Source organism: Rheinheimera riviphila, assembly GCF_004005945.1.
Classification (GTDB): domain Bacteria; phylum Pseudomonadota; class Gammaproteobacteria; order Enterobacterales; family Alteromonadaceae; genus Pararheinheimera; species Pararheinheimera riviphila.
In genome coordinates, this window is record NZ_SACS01000019.1 from 76,253 (window position 1) to 93,495 (window position 17,243).

Below are 17,243 nucleotides of genomic sequence, written 5' to 3' on the forward strand. Positions count from 1 at the left end.
ATGATTGAACATCAACTGCATGCAAACTACACTGCTGAAACGCTTTGAAAGCGCTTACAGTTGTGTTAAAAAAGAACAAGTTTAAGTGTCAATTTCAATACAAATAATTGATCAGTGCAGATTTTTAAACGAGCCGAAGTGAACATATGAAAATTGAATTACCAATAGATTCAAAGCTAAACACCCGCCAGTTTTTGTTTGGAGTGGCGACAGCGTCCTTTCAGATTGAAGGCGGCGCGGACAGTCGTTTGCCTTGTATCTGGGATACTTTTTGCGCCACGCCCGGCAAGATCCGCGATGGTTCAGATGGCCTGGTGGCCTGCGATCATCTGCGCTTATGGCGCGAAGATGTGCAGCTGATTAAATCACTCGGTGTCGACGCTTACCGGTTATCGATTTCCTGGCCGCGGGTGATGCGAAAGGACGGCAGCTTAAACCCTGAAGGGGTGGCTTTTTATATTCAATTATTGGATGAGCTCAAAGCCAATCAAATCAAGGCTTTTGTCACTTTGTATCATTGGGATTTACCACAGCATCTGGAAGATAACGGCGGTTGGCTCAATCGCGAAACGGCTTATTTGTTTGCCGATTATGCTGACAAAATCAGCCGTGCTTTTGGCGATCGGGTCTATTCCTACGCCACCTTAAACGAGCCATTTTGTAGCTCGTATTTAGGTTACGAAGCCGGTATTCATGCACCTGGCCTGCGCAGCAAAGCTGGTGGTCGCCAATCAGCCCATCATTTGTTATTAGCGCACGGCCTGGCGCTACGTGTACTGCAGCAAAATAGCCCGCACACCATGAATGGGCTGGTGCTGAACTTCACCCCTTGTTACGCGCAATCTGATGATCCGGCCGATGTTGCCGCAGCGCAGCTGGCCGATGACTATTTTAATCAGTGGTATATCAAACCGGTGATGGACGGATGTTACCCGGATAGTTTTGCCTTGCTGGCGGACAGTGATAAACCGACTATTCATGCGGGCGATTTTGACATTATCAGCACACCGATGGATTTTATGGGGGTGAATTTTTATACCCGTACCGTCTATCAGGCTTGTGCTGAAAACGGTTTTGCCCCGGTCGACATGGTTGATGTGCCAAAAACCGATATTGGCTGGGAAATTTATCCGCAGGCGTTCACTGATTTACTGGTCTCATTGCACCAGCTGTATACCTTGCCACCGCTTTATATCACCGAAAATGGTGCGGCAATGGATGACAAACTGCTGCAAGGTCAGGTACAAGATGGTGACCGGGTCAGCTATTACCAGCAACATCTGGTAGCACTGGATTCGGCCATCCGTCAGGGGGTGAAGGTTGATGGCTATTTCGCCTGGAGTCTGATGGACAACTTTGAATGGGCCGAAGGGTATTTAAAACGTTTTGGCATCGTGTATGTTGATTACCAAAGTCAGCAACGCTTGATTAAACAAAGTGGTCTGGCGTATCGGGATTTGATTAACAGGCGTACCTAAGCGGCGAAAATAATAATAAAAAATACTTAAAAAACTAAAAACAACAATGATAAATGGCGTTAAAGCAGGGGAAGATGATGGTCAGTGTAAAAGAAAAAATTGCTTATGGGCTGGGTGATACTGCCAGCAATATAGTGTTTCAAACCGTGATGTTGTTTCTGACATTTTTTTACACTGATATCTTCGGCATTTCGCCGGCTTTTGTCGGCACCATGTTTTTAGCGGTGCGGGTGATTGATGCGATTACCGATCCGCTGATGGGCGCGATTGCCGATCGCACCACCAGTAAACACGGCAAATTCCGGCCTTATTTGCTGTGGTTTGCCTTACCCTTTGGCCTGATGAGTGTGCTGGCGTTTACCACCCCGGATTTTTCTGAAACCGGTAAAATGTGGTATGCCTTTATCACGTATACCCTGTTGATGCTGGTCTATACCGCAATAAACATCCCTTATTGTGCGTTGGGTGGGGTATTGACTGCCGATCCAAAAGAACGGGTATCGGTACAGTCGTATCGCTTTGTGTTTGCGATGTTGGGTGGAGTATTGGTGTCGGCCTGTACCTTGCCGTTGGTGGAATATTTTGGTGCCGGTGATAAAGCCAAAGGTTATCAGCTGACGATTTTGGCGATGAGTATTTTAGGCGTTGGGATGTTTCTGGCGTGTTTTTACGGCACGAAAGAACGGGTACAACCGCCTGCTGCAGCGCAAGGCAGTATGAAAAATGATTTTAAGATGTTGTGGCAAAACGACCAATGGCGGGTGCTGTCGGTTGCCGCGCTGTTTTTACTGTCCGGCTCGGTGCTGCGTAACACCTTGGCGATTTATTATGTGAAGTACTACCTGGAATTACCGGACAGCATCAGTTTGTTTATTACCCTTGGCATGGTCGGTAGTATTGTCGGTTGTATTGTGGCGCAGCCGCTTTCGAAAAAATTCTGCAAAGTGAAGCTGTACATTGGTATTCAGCTTGTTGCCGCAGCGCTTTGTATTGCCAGTTATTTTGTGGCAGCCGATCAAGTGGAACTGGCGTTTGCGCTGTTTATTTTGTGGAACCTGTTTTTTAACGCTGGCACGCCGCTGTTGTGGGCAAAAATGGCCGACACTGTGGACTACGGTCAATGGAAAACCGGCGTGCGCAGTACCGGTATGGTGTATTCGTCGATTGTATTTTTTATCAAACTTGGCCTCGCCATTGGCGGCGCGTCGGCGGGTTGGTTACTGGCGGGTTACGGTTATCAGGCTGATGTCACTCAAACTGACGAAGCGAAACAAGGCATTTTAATTTCGTTTAGCCTGTATCCGGCCATTGGTTCCATTGTCGTGGCCTTTGTGATGCGCTGGTACATTCTGACCAACGAAAAAATTGACCAGATCAGTCTGGATTTGAGAAGAGTGGCCGTTTAAAAGCTGATAAGCTAACGCCAACTTTTCGTGACGATTATGTGATCAAGGACTTATGGCTACCATTTACGACGTTGCAGAGCGGGCAGGTGTTTCATTGGCGACGGTGTCGCGGGTGATGAATAAAAACACCAATGTCGGTGAAAAGACCAAACAAAAAGTGTTGGCGGCGATGGCCGAGCTGGATTATCGCCCTAATACCTTTGCCCAGTCGCTGGCGTCGAATAGCTCGAACAGCATTGGTGTGTTGGTATCACAACTGGATGGTCCCTATTACGGTCCGATGATGGCGGAAATTGAATCGGCACTACGCGCCACCAACAAACACGTGATTATTGCGGTCGGCCATAGTGTCGCCGAGCAAGAAATTGACAGTGTCGAGTTTCTGCTTGGCCGTGGCTGTGACGCGCTGATCCTCGACGTCGAAGCAGTTTCTGACGAATATCTGATTGAACTGAGCCAGGGCGCGACACCTATTGTGCTGATTAACCGTTATATCAGCGACATCAGCGACCGCTGTATTTATCTGGATAACGAACTCGGTGGTTATCTGGCAACCCGCCATGTGCTGGAGCTGGGGCATCGCGATATTGCTTATGTTTCAGGCCCAAAACGTAAACACGACGCCGTTGAACGGTTGGAAGGCCACAAAAAAGCGCTGGCTGAGTTTGATGTGCCATACAAAGCTTCGTTGTGTGTGGAAGGTGATTATAAAGAAGACGGCGGTGTGGTTGCGATGGAGCAACTGCTGGATAGCGCGCAGCGTTTCACTGCCGTGGTTTGCGCCAACGACCAGATGGTGTCAGGCGCGATTTCGGTCTGTCTGGAACGGGGGCTGAAAGTGCCGGGTGATTTGTCGTTTGTTGGGTACGATAATATTCCGTTTGCCCGTTACATTTCGCCAAAACTCACCACAGTTAACAACCCCATCCACGAAATGGGCAAAATGGCGGCGCTGTGGCTACTGAAAAATATTTATAAAAACGACCAGTTGGAAGTGACCAACGTCTTTGTACCAGAGCTGGTAGTGCGTGGATCGGCGCGCCGACCGGGTAATAAATAATCCAGCAGAGATACCAAACGGAGTTCAGATGAAAGCTGTTACGCTTGTATCGTTATGTCTTATCCTCAGTCAGCCGTTACTCGCCAGCGAATGGCGGTCATTATTTAACGGCAAAGACCTCACAGGCTGGCAGCCTTATGTCAGTTATCAACCTGAAACCAACGTCCACAATTTAATTTCAAAACAGCAACCACAAGGCCTGAATAACGATCCAAACCGGATTTTTTCGGTGGTCGATGGCTTGCTGCGCGTATCGGGTGCCGAGTGGGGCGGCCTGACCAGCATCGACGAATTTGAAAATTTCCACCTGCAGCTGGAAGTGAAGTGGGGCAAGCAAAAATGGTATCCACGGCTGGAAGCGCCGATGGACAGCGGCTTGTTGTATTTTGCGGTGGGGCCACAAGGCGCGCAAAGTGGCCACTGGATGCGCAGCCACGAATTTCAAATTCAGCAAGGCGATCATGGTGATTACCATAGTCTGGATGGCGTGATCATTGATGTGCATGCCACGGACACCCATATCGGCGATTGGAAATTTTATAAATACGATCCCAAAGCGCCGCTTCGCACCAACATCGCCGACCGGGTTTTGAAGCTGGGTCTACATGAAAAACCGGTCGGCGAATGGGATCTGCTGGAAGTGATCACCGATGGTAAAACCTTGATCCATAAAGTGAATGGCCACGAAGTGTTCAGGGGGTTTAATTCCCGCCAGCCGGTTGCCGGAGGTTTTGCGCCACTCACGCGCGGAAAATTGCAAATTCAGTCCGAAGGTGCCGAAACCTTTTTCCGCAATATCCGGGTGCGTAGTTTAACGAAACCGGCGGCCGAGTATTAGCTTTGTTTGGCTGCGGGATTATAGCCCGGGCAATCTTAACCAGCGTGGCTGGTAGCTCAATACTAACGCGATGATCAGGCTGGCGATAGTTGCATATCCCAGCCAGATCAGCAGCGCCAAGGCGAGGCCAAGCAGATACCACAGCAGTAAAAAATTAAGCCCCAGCAGGAGCCAGCCGCAGCTTCTGCGCTTTCGCTCTGCTGAGTCCGGCAGTGCTTTGCCCCAAATTTGTTTGCCGTGTCTGGCCATGCTTTGCGCCAGCCAGACCAATGCCCACAGCATGCTGAAAAAACAAATGACATAGCCCATCAGCTTACTTTCGCTCCTGTTGTCATCAGTGTCTCAGCCACACCGGAGAGTGCTGGCAACTGACAAAGCAGCATCGCCGCCGCAGTAGTTCCCAGTAACCAAAGGCTGGTGCGGCCAAGTCGCTGGCTGGCAAACACCGCCATAATGGTGATGCTGTACAGCAGAAAACTCAGCAGCATCATGCTGAGCAAACTACTGGCCAGCGGTAGGCCAAAGACGACCGCGCACAAGCGGGCGCTCAGGCTAGTGAGTGCAACGGTACAAACATAACCGCCAACAGTCGCCAGCAAAATCCGCCACACTAAGCTCGCCACTTGCCACCAAGGTCGTTTGGCGGTAGCAGGTGGCGCGCTGGCCATCGGTGATAGATCCAGTTTCATCGGTTGGATGCTCCTGCGGTTTCGGCTAAATTTGCCGTTGCAGCACCGCCAATTGCGCTTTGGCTGCCGCTTGCAAGGCGTCGTTGTAATACTCTGGCCGTTTGCAGGCAGCACAGTCCGGTGACTAAAAATACCAGATCAATACCGGCAAACACCCAATCGGCGTGCCACAGGCTATAACCGAGATGACGGTCGCTGCTGAAAAAATTCAACAGTGGCAAGCACAGATACACCGCCGCCAATAACCGCAGCCCATCACGCCACAGCAGTTTGGGGTTTCGCAGCAGACTAAATAGCAACATCAACAACCAGCCAGCAAAAAAGCCATGGATTTCCCATTCCGGCCGGTTTGGCCATTGCAGCGGTAACAACCGGTTCGCCCAAAAAAAGCAGGCCACCGCCAGCGGTAAACCAAGCACAGTGCCGCCGTTTAAACAGTGCACCAATTTATGACCAATATGCGCCGCACCCGGCTGGCTGGCACGGCGCGCCGACCATAAAATCAGCCCGCTACCAATCATCGCAGTCCCGGCCAAACCGGATAAAAAGTACAACCAACGCAGCAGTGGATCGGCAAACCGGCCCGAGTGCAGGTTGATCAGCAGATGCCGGATCTGCTCAGGGTAAGGCGCGGCGGTCGCGGCGTTCAGTAATAACCCGCTACTGCCAGCATAACGCAGCTCGCGGCCACCGGATCCCAGGCTATTGGTGGATGCTTCGCGCAGTTCAATCACCGCGGCCGCATCACCCGGCTGATGCACGGTGATCAGGCTAATATCCGCGCCCTGCAACTCGGTTTGGGCCTGCCGAAAAATCTGCTCCAGCGGCACCAATGCAACAGGCTGGCCGCTGGCGACGACGGGAGGCGCGTCACCTTGCAGCTGCGCAAAAAATTGCTGGCTGCTCGGAAAGTTGGCCGACACCGCCAGCGCCATATACATAAACATCAAGGTAATCAAACCGGTATAGGTAATCATCAGATGGAACGGCACCGCCAGCACCGAGGTCAGGGTATGGCCGTCCAGCCAGCTTTTATGGCCTTTGCGCCACTGCAGCGTGAAGAAATCTTTGAAGATTTTTTTGTGGATCACAATGCCGGTGAAGAGTGCCAGCAGCATCAGCATGCTGCAGACACCAACAATCCAGCGCGCCCACACCACCGGCAGATGGTACAAATCAAAATGAAAACGATAGAAAAACTGCCCGCCACGCGTCTCGCGCGCCGTTGCGGCAGTGCCATCGCCAGCTAAACTTGCCCGCTCAAACCGCCGATTGGCTGGACGCTTTTCAGTTGGCCGTTTTTCAGGTTGCGTTACCGAAGTTGCAGATGCGGTTTCAGCCACCGGCGCCGGCCGCCAGAACAAATCGGTGGTGAAACCACGATCGCCTGGCAGCACAATGGTCCAGCGATCGGATCCCGCCGCATGTTGCTGTAAATACTGCTGCGCCTGCGCGACTGCCTGCTCTGGTGAGGCGGCGGCGGGCAGTTCAGGCTGCATCCAGCGGCTGATCTCATGCTGAAAATAAGCCAGGGTGCCGGTCAGGAAAACTGCAAACAACACCCAACCAACCACCAACCCGGCCCAGGTGTGCAGCCAGTTCATACTGTCTCTGAATCTGGCTTTCACCTTGACTCTCCTGTCTTTTTTTATACCCAAAAGCATTGGAGGTGCAGGTAGGCGGCAACTGAACCCATTCCCAGGAGCATAGTTGTCCTATGTGACTGGGGTGGGTGAAGGCGGCCAACACCCCTGCACCTTCAAGGATGAAGGGTAATCAATATTGCCATTTCACGCTCAGTGTCACTTGACGTGGTTTCCCGTAGTTGGCGTAGTCGATATTGGCCCAATACAGCTCATCAAACAGATTGGTGACACTGACCGTGCTGCTGAGGTTTTCGGCGAAATGCCAGCTGGCGTAAAGGTTCGCCAGTACGTAGGCTTTTTGGGTATAAGTAGCGCCAGCTTTTTCCAGCGGATGGACAATGCCATAACCAATGGTTTCGCTTTGCCAGTTAAAACCACCACCCAGCGTCAGGCCAGCCAGGGCGCCACTAAGATCATAGTGGCTGGATAACTGCGCCGAATGCTCCGGCAAGTTGGTCCAGATCTTGTCGTTAGTGTGACGTTTGGTATCGACATAACTGTACCCGGCGTTGACCAGCCAGCCGTCTGTCAGTTGACCGCTGGCGCTGATTTCAAAACCCTGACTTTCAGTGCCATCAATACCTTTGTAAGCCGAGCTGCCGTCCGGTAACGAGTTTTCCGGCTGGGTCAGATCACGTACGGCGTAATTGTCCTGGGCGGTTTTGAAAATGGCCGCGTTCAGCGCCAGCGCGCCATCCAGCAGACTGCTTTTCAGACCCAGTTCCAAGTTGTTGCCAAGCACCGGCGCCAACAGATTATTGTCTTTGTCCTTGTAGTTTTGCGGGGTAAAAATATCGGTGTAACTCAGATACAACGCATGCTGCTCGGTCAGATCCCACACCAGACCGACATAAGGCGTGACTTCATCGTTAACTTTATAAGCGCCGGTGGTGGTGGTGTATTTGCCGGTGGTGTTGAAATTAGCGGTGGCGGTTTCCCAGTTACTGAAACGCGCGCCGCCGACCAGCGACCAGTCCTGACTCAGCCGGAAGCGATTGGCCAGATAAATGCCCTGCTGATCGGTGCTGGCAATGCGGTAAGCGCCGGTTTGGTTATACACCGGCATCGGCGCTTTGCCATCATAATTCCAGGCATCCGGTACGGTGTACGACCAACCGGCGACTGAACTGAATAGATCGGTGGTGGACTCCAGCTTTGACACACTGGCACCGGCGATGACGTCATGCTCCAGACCAAAGGCCTGATAACTGCCGGTTAAGTACAGATCGAAGCTGCTGCGGGTATCTTCACCAGCACCGACACCGGCCAGCAGTTTTAAGCCTTTGCCGGTGGTTTTATCCGGAAAACCAGTGGCGTAAACCCGTAAGCTGGACACCTCGCCTTCGGTTTGATTGACCGCAGCTTTGAGCTGCCATGTTGCATTAAATTGATGGGTCACATCGGCAAACAAAGTGCCGGATTTGCGCTGCCAGTGGGTCCATTGGGGCGCGAAACTGCTGTTGACCGGCAATTTTGCTAAGCTGCCGTCAGCAGCATAAATCGGTACCGTGCCCCAAATGGTGCCTTCCGGTTGGTTATCCTGATCCTGCAACCCAAATGCAACTGTGGTTTGGTCGGTTAAGTCAGCTTCAATGATCGCAAGGCCAGCCAGTTTCTTTTCATGGTAGCGATCACGAAAACTGTCGGAGTCCAATGTCGCCACGACCACCCGGCCGCGCACTGCGCCTTCGTTGTCAAACGGACTGGAGACATCCAGCACACCACGGCGCATTTGCCAGGAGCCGACCGTGGCCGACACCGATGCCGCAAATTCGTTACCCGGTCTTTTCCGAATGAGGTTCACCGTGGCCGAAGGCGAGCCGACCCCGGAAAACAAACCATTGGCACCGCGGATCACTTCAACCCGTTTATAGAGCGCGGTGTCGTATTCCTGATTGGTACTGCCGCTATATGTTGGAATGCTGTCGACCTGAAAATCGGTGATCTGAAAACCGCGGGCAAAATACAGCGGCCGCTGCGTATCGTACAAAGTCACATTCACACCAGGCACATGCATCATCACATCGTTGATATCCAGCATGTTGGTGGCGCTCATCAGTTCAGCCGAGACTTCGCTAATCGATTGCGGAATTTCACGGGCCGTTAGTGGCAGCCGGGTCGGGGTGCTGGCGGTCATTTTTTTGCCGTTGACGGTGATTTTTTCGATGGTCGTTTCACTGTTTTTACGCTGCGTTGAAGCATCATCCAGCGTTTCTGCCAGCAGCTGTGGACTTCCTAAAACCAGGCTCATCGCGAGCGCTAACGGTAGTTGGCGGAATTTTGCTGCTGAGTTGGTGTGAGCAAAGGCTGATGCTGATTGGTGGTGACACTGACGAATTTGAAAAGTACCCATAACTGAACTGACGACTCCTGAGCCTGGATTTACATTAGATTTAAATGATAATGATTCGCATTAATGTTAAATGAAAAGGTAACTTGATGCAACAGGCTTGTCGTTTTCCGGTAGCGAAGGGGAACGAAAGGAGATGAAAGCAGGCAGAAGGATCGAGCCAGGCAGGTCGTTCAGCAAGGTAATTAAATTCTTGCAAATGAGAATTATTATCATTAATGTATTGATACAAGCTACAGGAGGGCGATGTGAATACAATTCCGATCAAGGTTAAAACCCCGTTAGTTCCAGCCGATGATGACAACGGATCGGCAATGTCCTCCGACTTTTTTGCAGACGACAGGTCTGCAGTGACAACTTTATTTGGCCACTGGCAGCAGCTGACCCGTCAGGCCAATCTGGCGTTATTGCAACAACAGCTACCGGCAGCCCGTGTTGGTTATCAGCAGGCTTTGCAGGCGGCCATTCAATTGCAGGCACAACCCCCGCTGCAAGATCCGCATCTGGCGGCCTTTGTGATCAGTCTGCACAATTTAGCCGATCTGGCGATGCTGGAAGAAAAACCGGCAGAAGCCCGCTCTTTGCTGGGGCGCGCTTATCGTGAGTTGTGGGAGCTGTGCAGTGCAATTTCTACTGCGATGCGCGCGCCTGCAGTACTACAAATCATTCTGCCGCACCTGCAATTGTGCCGCCGTGAGCTGGCGTTGTTTTGTCACCATTTTGGCCCGGATGCGGTCAGTACCAAATTGTTGCAATTGCCATGGCCAGAGGCGTCGCACTAATGGTGCAGGCGCAAGTGAGTGCTGATTGTTGCCGGCAGTTTTTAAGCATTTTGGAAGATTTTTTAAGTAGCTGTTACAGCAGCGGCGCTGCATTAACCTTGACCGAACCCGGAGATTGACCATGCCATTTTCACTACCCGCCTTGCCCTATGCCTTTGATGCACTGGAACCTTATCTCGACAGCCTGACGATGCAAATTCACCATGGTCGGCATCATCAGACTTATATCAACAATCTGAATCTGGCGGTGGCTGACAGCCCATATCAGGATTGGCCGGTCGAGCGGTTATTGCTTGAAATCAATCAACTGCCGGAAAAGTTACAGCCAGCGGTACGTGATCATGGCGGCGGCCATGCCAATCACAGCCTGTTCTGGACTGTGTTATCGCCAACCGGCGGTGGAGAGCCATCCGGCGCGCTTGCTGCGGCAATCCAGCTATGCTTTGGTAGCCTTGTTGAATTTCAACAGGCCTTTACCAAAGCGGCATTGTCGCGGTTTGGCAGTGGCTGGGCCTGGCTTTGCGTGACTCCACAAGGGCAATTAGTGGTAGAAAGTTCCGCCAATCAGGATAGCCCGCTGATGCACGGACATACGCCGATTTTAGGGCTGGATGTGTGGGAGCATGCGTATTACCTACAGTACCAGAACAAAAGAGCGGACTATATTGCAGCGGTGTATCAAGTATTTAACTGGCCGGAAGTGAGCCGGCGTTATCAGCAGGCGTTGGCCTGTCTGCCGGCTTCCGAGTCGTAGACACCGGGTATTGGTAGGCCGACGTCCTGTTGCAGGAAGTCGCTTGATATGCCATTGCCGATAGTTTTTATCAGTTCACATTTAAAGGAAGCCAAGATGAATTCCCGGATTGAACAAGACTCGATGGGCCCGTTGCAAGTACCGGCCGATGCGCTGTATCAGGCGCAAACACAACGTGCGGTACAGAATTTTCAGCTGCATCCGGCCACCATGCCCGCGCCATTTATCCGCGCGTTATTGTTGATTAAACAAGCGGCCGCCCGTGCCAATCAGCAGCTGGGTTTATTAAGCGCACCCCAGGCCAACGCGATTGCCACAGCTGTCGATCAGCAATTGCAGAACCTTGATTTAAAACAATTTCCGGTCAGTCTGTATCAGACCGGCTCTGGCACCAGTTCCAATATGAATGCCAACGAAGTGTTGGCGACGCTGGCCACGCATATCCTCAGCCAAAACAGCAACGAGAAAATCCACCCCAACGATCATGTGAATCTTGGCCAAAGCAGCAATGACACCATTCCAACTGCCATCCATGTTAGTGCCAGCCTGGCAATTGTGCTCGAGTTGCTGCCCGCGCTGACCCAACTCCAACATGCCATTGCCCGGTTAAGTGCTGAGCAGGGTGCTATTTTGAAAACCGGCCGCACCCATTTGATGGATGCGATGCCGGTACGGTTTAGCCAGGTATTTGGCGGTTGGCTTGCGCAGCTATCGCATGCTGAAAACCATCTTCGCCAGCAGTTAACGGGTTTACAACAGTTGGCGCAAGGCGGCACCGCTGTGGGAACCGGCGTCAATGCTCATCCACAATTTGCCGCTTTGTGCTGCGCTGAACTCAGTAAAACCACTGGCCTTAGTTTCACGCCGTCAGACAATTTCTTTTTCAGCTTGAGCAGCCAGGATGTGGCGGTAGCTTGCTCGGGGGCGTTAAAAACTTTGGCGGTGGCGCTATTGAAAATCGCCAACGATTTGCGCTGGATGAATTCCGGCCCATTGGCTGGCCTTGCCGAAATTGAGCTGCCGGCATTGCAGCCAGGCTCGTCGATTATGCCGGGCAAAGTTAATCCGGTGATCCCGGAAGCAGTGGCGATGGCCTGCGCCCAGGTGATTGGCCACGATACCGCCATCACCATTGCCGGGCAGTCCGGTAATTTTGAGCTTAATGTAATGTTGCCGCTGGTGGCGAATAATCTGCTGGATAGCATCAGTTTGCTGGCCGGTAGTTGTTCGTCTTTGGCGATGCAGGCCATCACCGGTCTGAAAATTCGCCAGGATACCGCCGCTGCTGCGCTGGCACGCAATCCGATTTTGGTGACTGCGCTGAACCCAATTATCGGCTACGAACAGGCGGCGAAAATCGCCAAAATGGCGTACAGCCAGCAACGACCGGTGCTGGATGTGGCACTGGAGCAAACCAGTTTGTCGGAAGCGGAACTGCGGGTACTGCTGGATCCGGCCAGGCTGGCGGATCCGGGCAGCTAAATATTTGATACAAAGCCGCCCGTTGTGCCAAGCCGTGCGTTGTACTACACCGCACGATGCCGATGCCGATGCCGATGCCGATGCCGATGCCGCTGCCAGCTCAAGGATGTAATGGATCAGCCGGCAAATAATGCCCGCTGATCCGAAAATTTGCATCCGAGGTGCGTCTGCCGGGAATACCATCAGGTTTGACAAAAATCCCCGGATGGGTGTTCAGCCATTCCTGTAAGGCGACCGCTTTGGCATGCTGCGCCGGATCGGCAAAAGCGCGTTCATTATAATGCACCTGCCATTGACTGGCTTCTGCTAATGGTTGGTCGGCAAATTCGATTAAATCCAGCTCGGCCATCCGGCGCAAAATCACCGCACAACCACATTGTTGTGACACTGCAGTATCAGACCAACGGCCGTCGTGGGTATATTTACCGCTGACATAATGATTGCTGAACCCCCACAAATAAGGTGAGGGCACATGCGGGTGGTACATCCGATAACCCATGCCATTGTAGGTTTCCAGCGTATACAGCAGTGCTGGCAAGCTCCAGTCTTTTACCTTGTTTGCCCCTTTTAGACTCAGTGCATCCAACGCACTTTCTTCCCAGGTAAAGGGTGGATTGCCTTTTTTCGGGTGACCGGCCGGTACTTGCACGGTGCGGGCGGTCAGCGGATCGCCGTTATGCAGATGGCTCTTAAAATTCAGGGATGCTTCCAGCAGATGGATCACCGCAATCACGTACCAAGGGGCGCCGCTGAGCGCACTGACGGCCTGGTAGCGCGGTTTGTTGTTCATTATTTTCAGGATGGTCTGTTCAACAAAGGGGGCTTTGGCGGCGTTAATTTGGCATTGATCAAACAATCTTTGATAGTCCGCCCGAAGTGCGGCTGTGAGCACAATCTTTGGCATGGTCGTTTCCTGTTGCTTTGCGCGGAATGAGTTGCAGTATGTGTCGATCGTACCTCCGTTATCGATCGGTGATGTTGCCAGCTATATCAGTTGCCAGACCTGAGCAAGCATAGTCGTAAATAAAGCCTGAACTGCTGCCGGGGTACAAAAAACAACCAGGCAGTTGTCTAATCCGAATCCGCAATTAACACGTATCGTGATAAAAATAAGAATGATTGCTGATAGCAATGCGAATTGACTATGATTGCTATTCACCGTTAGACTCGCGCGAAAATTGGCGGCCGGTCATTCGCGACCTGAAATTCGCTGTGAAAACAACTTTAGTTAAGGACTTTGAGATGACTCCGAACCCAATCAATCGCAACTTTCGCCCGTCACCGTTAGCACTGGCAGTGGCTCTTGCCGCCAGTTCCCTGGTCAGCCATGCCGTAGCAGAGGAAGCGGCCGCCGACAAAAAGTCACGTTATACCGGTATGGAAGTGGTGAAAGTCGTTGGACAAAAAGAAGATCATCGCTTCGAAGCGACGGGGTCAGTCAATCTGGTCGAGCTGAAAGACATTCAACGGGTACAGCCGTTATCAACCGAAGACGTGTTGCGCCGTATTCCCGGGATCAATATTAAAAGCGAAGAAGAGACGTCCGTAGTCGCCAACTTCGGCATCCGTGGCCTGTCGGCGAGCGAGTCAAAATCATTGATGCTGGAAGACGGCGTGCCGGTCGCGCCTGGTTTGTTTATCGGTAATGACCGTTATTACAACCCACGTATTCAGCGGGTGGAGCGGGTTGAAGTTTTAAAAGGTTCATCTTCATTACGTTACGGCCCGTCAACGATCGGCGGTGTGGTGAACTATCAGACCAAAACGCCGGATGATGGCGTGGAGCTGTCCGCCCGTGCAGGTTCATTTAATATGAAAGAAGTGGGCATCGAAGCCGGTAATAAAAACGCCGCCGGTGATGCTTTTGCCGGGATCGTTGCCACCCATGCCACCAGCGATGGTTTTATGGACAAAGGCTATACCATGAACGACGTGATGGCCAAAGCTGGTGTCGAATTTGGCAACAATCAGAAAGTAGGCGTCAAACTGTCGTGGCATGAAAACGACGTCAATATGTCGTACCGTGGATTACTGCTGGGTGATTATCAGGCCGGAGCTGACTACAACCCGGCACCGGATGACGATTACCTGACCGATCGGGTGGCTTTTGATCTCAACCATGAATGGTTATTAAGTGATAGCACCACCTTAAAAACGCTGCTGTACTGGAGCGATGTGACCCGTGATTATTGGCGTTATGCGGTCAACACTGCAGCGTCGAATGCTGCTGGCCGTTGGGTTTATACCAACAGTCTGACCGGCAACAACCGTTCTTTTGAACGGGCGGGCGCGGAAAGCCGCTTAACGCTGGAGCAACCATTATTTGGATTGGATGCCAGCACCGAATTTGGCCTGCGCCTGATGCATGAAAAATCGAATGATTTACGCATCACGGCCACCCGCGCTGCGGATCGCACCGGCACTATTGCGGGTCATTTACAAGACAGCGCCGACAGCGTGGCTGGTTATGTGCAAAGCCGGTTGGAACTGAATGACAAGCTGGCCGTGACGCCAGGTCTGCGGATTGAATCTTACGAACAAGAGCGGTTAAATCTGCAAACCAATGCGCTGGCCAAAACCTCAAATACCGAAGTGTTGCCAGGTGTGGGTCTGACTTATGACCTGACCGACACTGCCCAGCTTTACGGCGGTGTGTACCGGGCATTTTCACCGGCCACCAACGCTGTGGCGCTGACGGGCCTCACCGATCAGCAACTGGACGGTGAGCGTTCAGTGAACTACGAAATTGGCGTGCGTGGCGTGGCCGGTACTGCCAATTATGAAGTGGCCGCCTTTGTGATGGATTTCAGCAATCAGGTGGTGACCGGCAATAGTAACCCGGCCTTGTCTTTGTCCAATGCCGGTGCCACCAGTCATCATGGGATGGAATTTAGTTTCAGCCAGCCCCTGACGCCAGGACTGCGCTTAGATACCAATGCGACCTGGGTGCCAGAGTCGGAATTTGAAACTGGTACCAATGCCGGTAAACGTTTGTCCTATGCACCAAAAATATTGGCGAACCTTGGTTTCAGTTATCAGTTGGAAAAACTGGATCTGTCGCTGAATCTGCACCATCGTGGCGAGCAGTTTGGCGACCCGACCAACATCGTTGCGATCCCAACCAATGCCGCCAGCGGTATTTGGGGTGGCTTGATCCCAGCTTATACCGTGGTTGATTTGCTGAGTCAGTATCAGGTGACGGAAAACTTCAGTGTGTCGGGTTCAGTGAAAAACCTGGCTGACAAACGTTATATCAGCGGTCTGCGTGAAGGGATTTATGTCGGCCCAGAGCGTTCTTTTGAGATTGGTGCCCGTTACCGGTTCTGATTGCCTTAGAAGCGAATAGCTTTTTCACGAAATATCTGGCTAAGATAAGGCTGGAACTCAGGGTTAACCTACTGAGTTCCGGCTTTTTTTTATTGGATAAGGATATTGGTATGACTCAACACCGCGGCGCGAATACAACCATCTCACCTGACAACAGCAATGGCATCCGCATCGATTATCTGGCCAATCACAGCAAGCTGATCCCCGAACTCAGCACCTTGTTATACAACGAATGGGCTGATTTATATCAGGCGGCAGGTCTGACCAAACAAGATTTGACGACGGCATTAGAGCTGCGCTGTGCCACCAACCAATTACCGCTCACGCTGGTCGCCGTCGACGTAGGCGGCCAATTGCTCGGTGCTGGCAGCATCAAACTGGACGAACCCGGCACTAAACCAGGATTATCGCCTTGGCTTGGTGGTATTTACATCAAAGAACAGCAACGCGGCCTCGGGCTCGGCGCGCTCATTGTCACTGCACTTGAAGATAAAGCCCGCGAGCTTGGTGTTAGCGCTTTGTACTTGTCGGCCGACACCGCCGAAGGTTTTTACTTGCGATTGGGCTGGTATGTGATGGAGCGCTTGGAATCGCACGGCGTGCGGGATGTGGTGTTGATGAGTAAGAAGTTGCTTTGATTGCTGGCTTGGTTGGTTTTAGCATTTGAGTTTGTGGCAAATGGCGTACTGCCGCTGCCGCGGCGAGTAGCGCCCTACGGTTTTTTTTGTTTTTAACACAATAAATGAAACCTATACCAAGCGTAGGGCGCGACTCAGCCGCAGGCTAGTCCGCCGTAAAGCTGACCCGTATCAAATCACCATCCGGCGTACTGCCGCTGCCGCGGCGAGTAGCGCCCTTGTTTTTTTGTTTTTAACGCAATAAATGAAACCTATACCAAGCGTAGGGCGCGACTCAGCCGCAGGCTAGTCCGCCATGAAGCCGACCCGTATCAAATCACCATCCGGCGTACTGCCGCTGCCGCGGCGAGTAGCGCCCTACGGTTTTTTTTGTTTTTAACACAATAAATGAAACCTATACCAAGCGTAGGGCGCGACTCAGCCGCAGGCTAGTCCGCCGTAAAGCCGACCCGTATCAAATCACCATCCGGCGTACTGCCGCTGCCGCGTCGAGTAGCGCCCTACGGTTTTTTTTGTTTTTAAAACAATAAATGAAACCTATACCAAGCGTAGGGCGCGACTCAGCCGCAGGCTAGTCCGCCATGAAGCCGACCCGTATCAAATCACCATCCGGCGTACTGCCGCTGCCGCGGCGAGTAGCGCCCTACGGTTTTTTTTGTTTTTAACACAATAAATGAAACCTATACCAAGCGTAGGGCGCGACTCAGCCGCAGGCTAGTCCGCCATGAAGCCGACCCGGATCAAATCACCATCCGGCGTACTGCCGCTGCCGCGGCGAGTAGCGCCCTACGGT

General features: G+C 52.2%; 14 protein-coding genes. 9 read left to right on the top strand and 5 right to left on the bottom strand.

Annotation, left to right across the window (positions count from 1 at the left end):
• Positions 1–146 precede the first annotated feature (146 nt).
• From EOE67_RS15935 to EOE67_RS15950, 4 genes are all read left to right on the top strand, one after another.
• Positions 147–1,478, top strand: coding sequence for a GH1 family beta-glucosidase (locus EOE67_RS15935; protein WP_127700328.1), 1,332 nt, complete (start codon positions 147–149; stop codon positions 1,476–1,478).
• Positions 1,479–1,552: 74 nt separating this feature from the next.
• Positions 1,553–2,884, top strand: a complete 1,332-nt coding sequence (locus EOE67_RS15940) for a glycoside-pentoside-hexuronide (GPH):cation symporter (protein ID WP_240652844.1) — start codon at positions 1,553–1,555, stop codon at positions 2,882–2,884.
• A 52-nt stretch (positions 2,885–2,936) separates the two neighbouring features.
• On the top strand, positions 2,937–3,944 hold the full coding sequence (locus EOE67_RS15945) for a LacI family DNA-binding transcriptional regulator (RefSeq protein WP_127700329.1): 1,008 nt from the start codon (positions 2,937–2,939) through the stop codon (positions 3,942–3,944).
• Positions 3,945–3,972: 28 nt separating this feature from the next.
• A complete protein-coding gene (locus tag EOE67_RS15950; protein WP_127700330.1) occupies positions 3,973–4,782 on the top strand; it encodes a 3-keto-disaccharide hydrolase in 810 nt (269 codons plus the stop codon).
• Between the two features lie 18 nt (positions 4,783–4,800).
• On the opposite strand, the gene EOE67_RS15955 is transcribed toward EOE67_RS15950, so the two are convergent.
• The 4 genes from EOE67_RS15955 to EOE67_RS15970 all read right to left on the bottom strand — a co-directional run bounded on the left by EOE67_RS15955 (position 4,801) and on the right by EOE67_RS15970 (position 9,470).
• Complete coding sequence (locus EOE67_RS15955) at positions 4,801–5,091, bottom strand: DUF3325 family protein (RefSeq protein ID WP_127700331.1); 291 nt, start codon at positions 5,089–5,091, stop codon at positions 4,801–4,803.
• On the bottom strand, positions 5,091–5,471 hold the full coding sequence (locus EOE67_RS15960; protein WP_127700332.1) for a hypothetical protein: 381 nt from the start codon (positions 5,469–5,471) through the stop codon (positions 5,091–5,093). The genes EOE67_RS15955 and EOE67_RS15960 overlap by 1 nt, the downstream gene beginning before the upstream one ends.
• Entirely contained in the window at positions 5,468–7,099 is a 1,632-nt protein-coding gene (locus EOE67_RS15965; RefSeq protein WP_164852389.1) for a PepSY-associated TM helix domain-containing protein, read from the bottom strand. The genes EOE67_RS15960 and EOE67_RS15965 overlap by 4 nt, the downstream gene beginning before the upstream one ends.
• Before the next feature lie 148 nt (positions 7,100–7,247).
• Positions 7,248–9,470 (bottom strand): TonB-dependent siderophore receptor, encoded by a 2,223-nt coding sequence (locus EOE67_RS15970; protein ID WP_206099627.1) that lies wholly within the window; start codon positions 9,468–9,470, stop codon positions 7,248–7,250.
• Between the two features lie 245 nt (positions 9,471–9,715).
• On the opposite strand from EOE67_RS15970, the gene EOE67_RS15975 reads away from it, so the two are divergent.
• From EOE67_RS15975 to EOE67_RS15985, 3 genes are all read left to right on the top strand, one after another.
• Entirely contained in the window at positions 9,716–10,249 is a 534-nt protein-coding gene (locus EOE67_RS15975; protein WP_127700334.1) for a hypothetical protein, read from the top strand.
• Positions 10,250–10,370: 121 nt separating this feature from the next.
• Positions 10,371–11,003, top strand: coding sequence for a superoxide dismutase (locus tag EOE67_RS15980; RefSeq protein WP_127700335.1), 633 nt, complete (start codon positions 10,371–10,373; stop codon positions 11,001–11,003).
• Positions 11,004–11,099: 96 nt separating this feature from the next.
• Positions 11,100–12,485, top strand: a complete 1,386-nt coding sequence (locus EOE67_RS15985) for a class II fumarate hydratase (protein WP_127700336.1) — start codon at positions 11,100–11,102, stop codon at positions 12,483–12,485.
• A gap of 100 nt (positions 12,486–12,585) precedes the next feature.
• On the opposite strand, the gene EOE67_RS15990 is transcribed toward EOE67_RS15985, so the two are convergent.
• Positions 12,586–13,389: a hypothetical protein gene (locus tag EOE67_RS15990; protein WP_127700337.1), complete on the bottom strand. Its 804-nt coding sequence runs from the start codon at positions 13,387–13,389 to the stop codon at positions 12,586–12,588.
• A gap of 338 nt (positions 13,390–13,727) precedes the next feature.
• On the opposite strand from EOE67_RS15990, the gene EOE67_RS15995 reads away from it, so the two are divergent.
• The gene (locus tag EOE67_RS15995) at positions 13,728–15,812 is read left to right on the top strand and encodes a TonB-dependent receptor family protein (protein ID WP_127700338.1); all 2,085 of its coding nucleotides are present in this window, start codon (positions 13,728–13,730) and stop codon (positions 15,810–15,812) included.
• 110 nt (positions 15,813–15,922) lie between these two features.
• A complete protein-coding gene (locus tag EOE67_RS16000) occupies positions 15,923–16,450 on the top strand; it encodes a GNAT family N-acetyltransferase (protein ID WP_127700339.1) in 528 nt (175 codons plus the stop codon).
• The last annotated feature ends 793 nt before the right edge of the window (positions 16,451–17,243 follow it).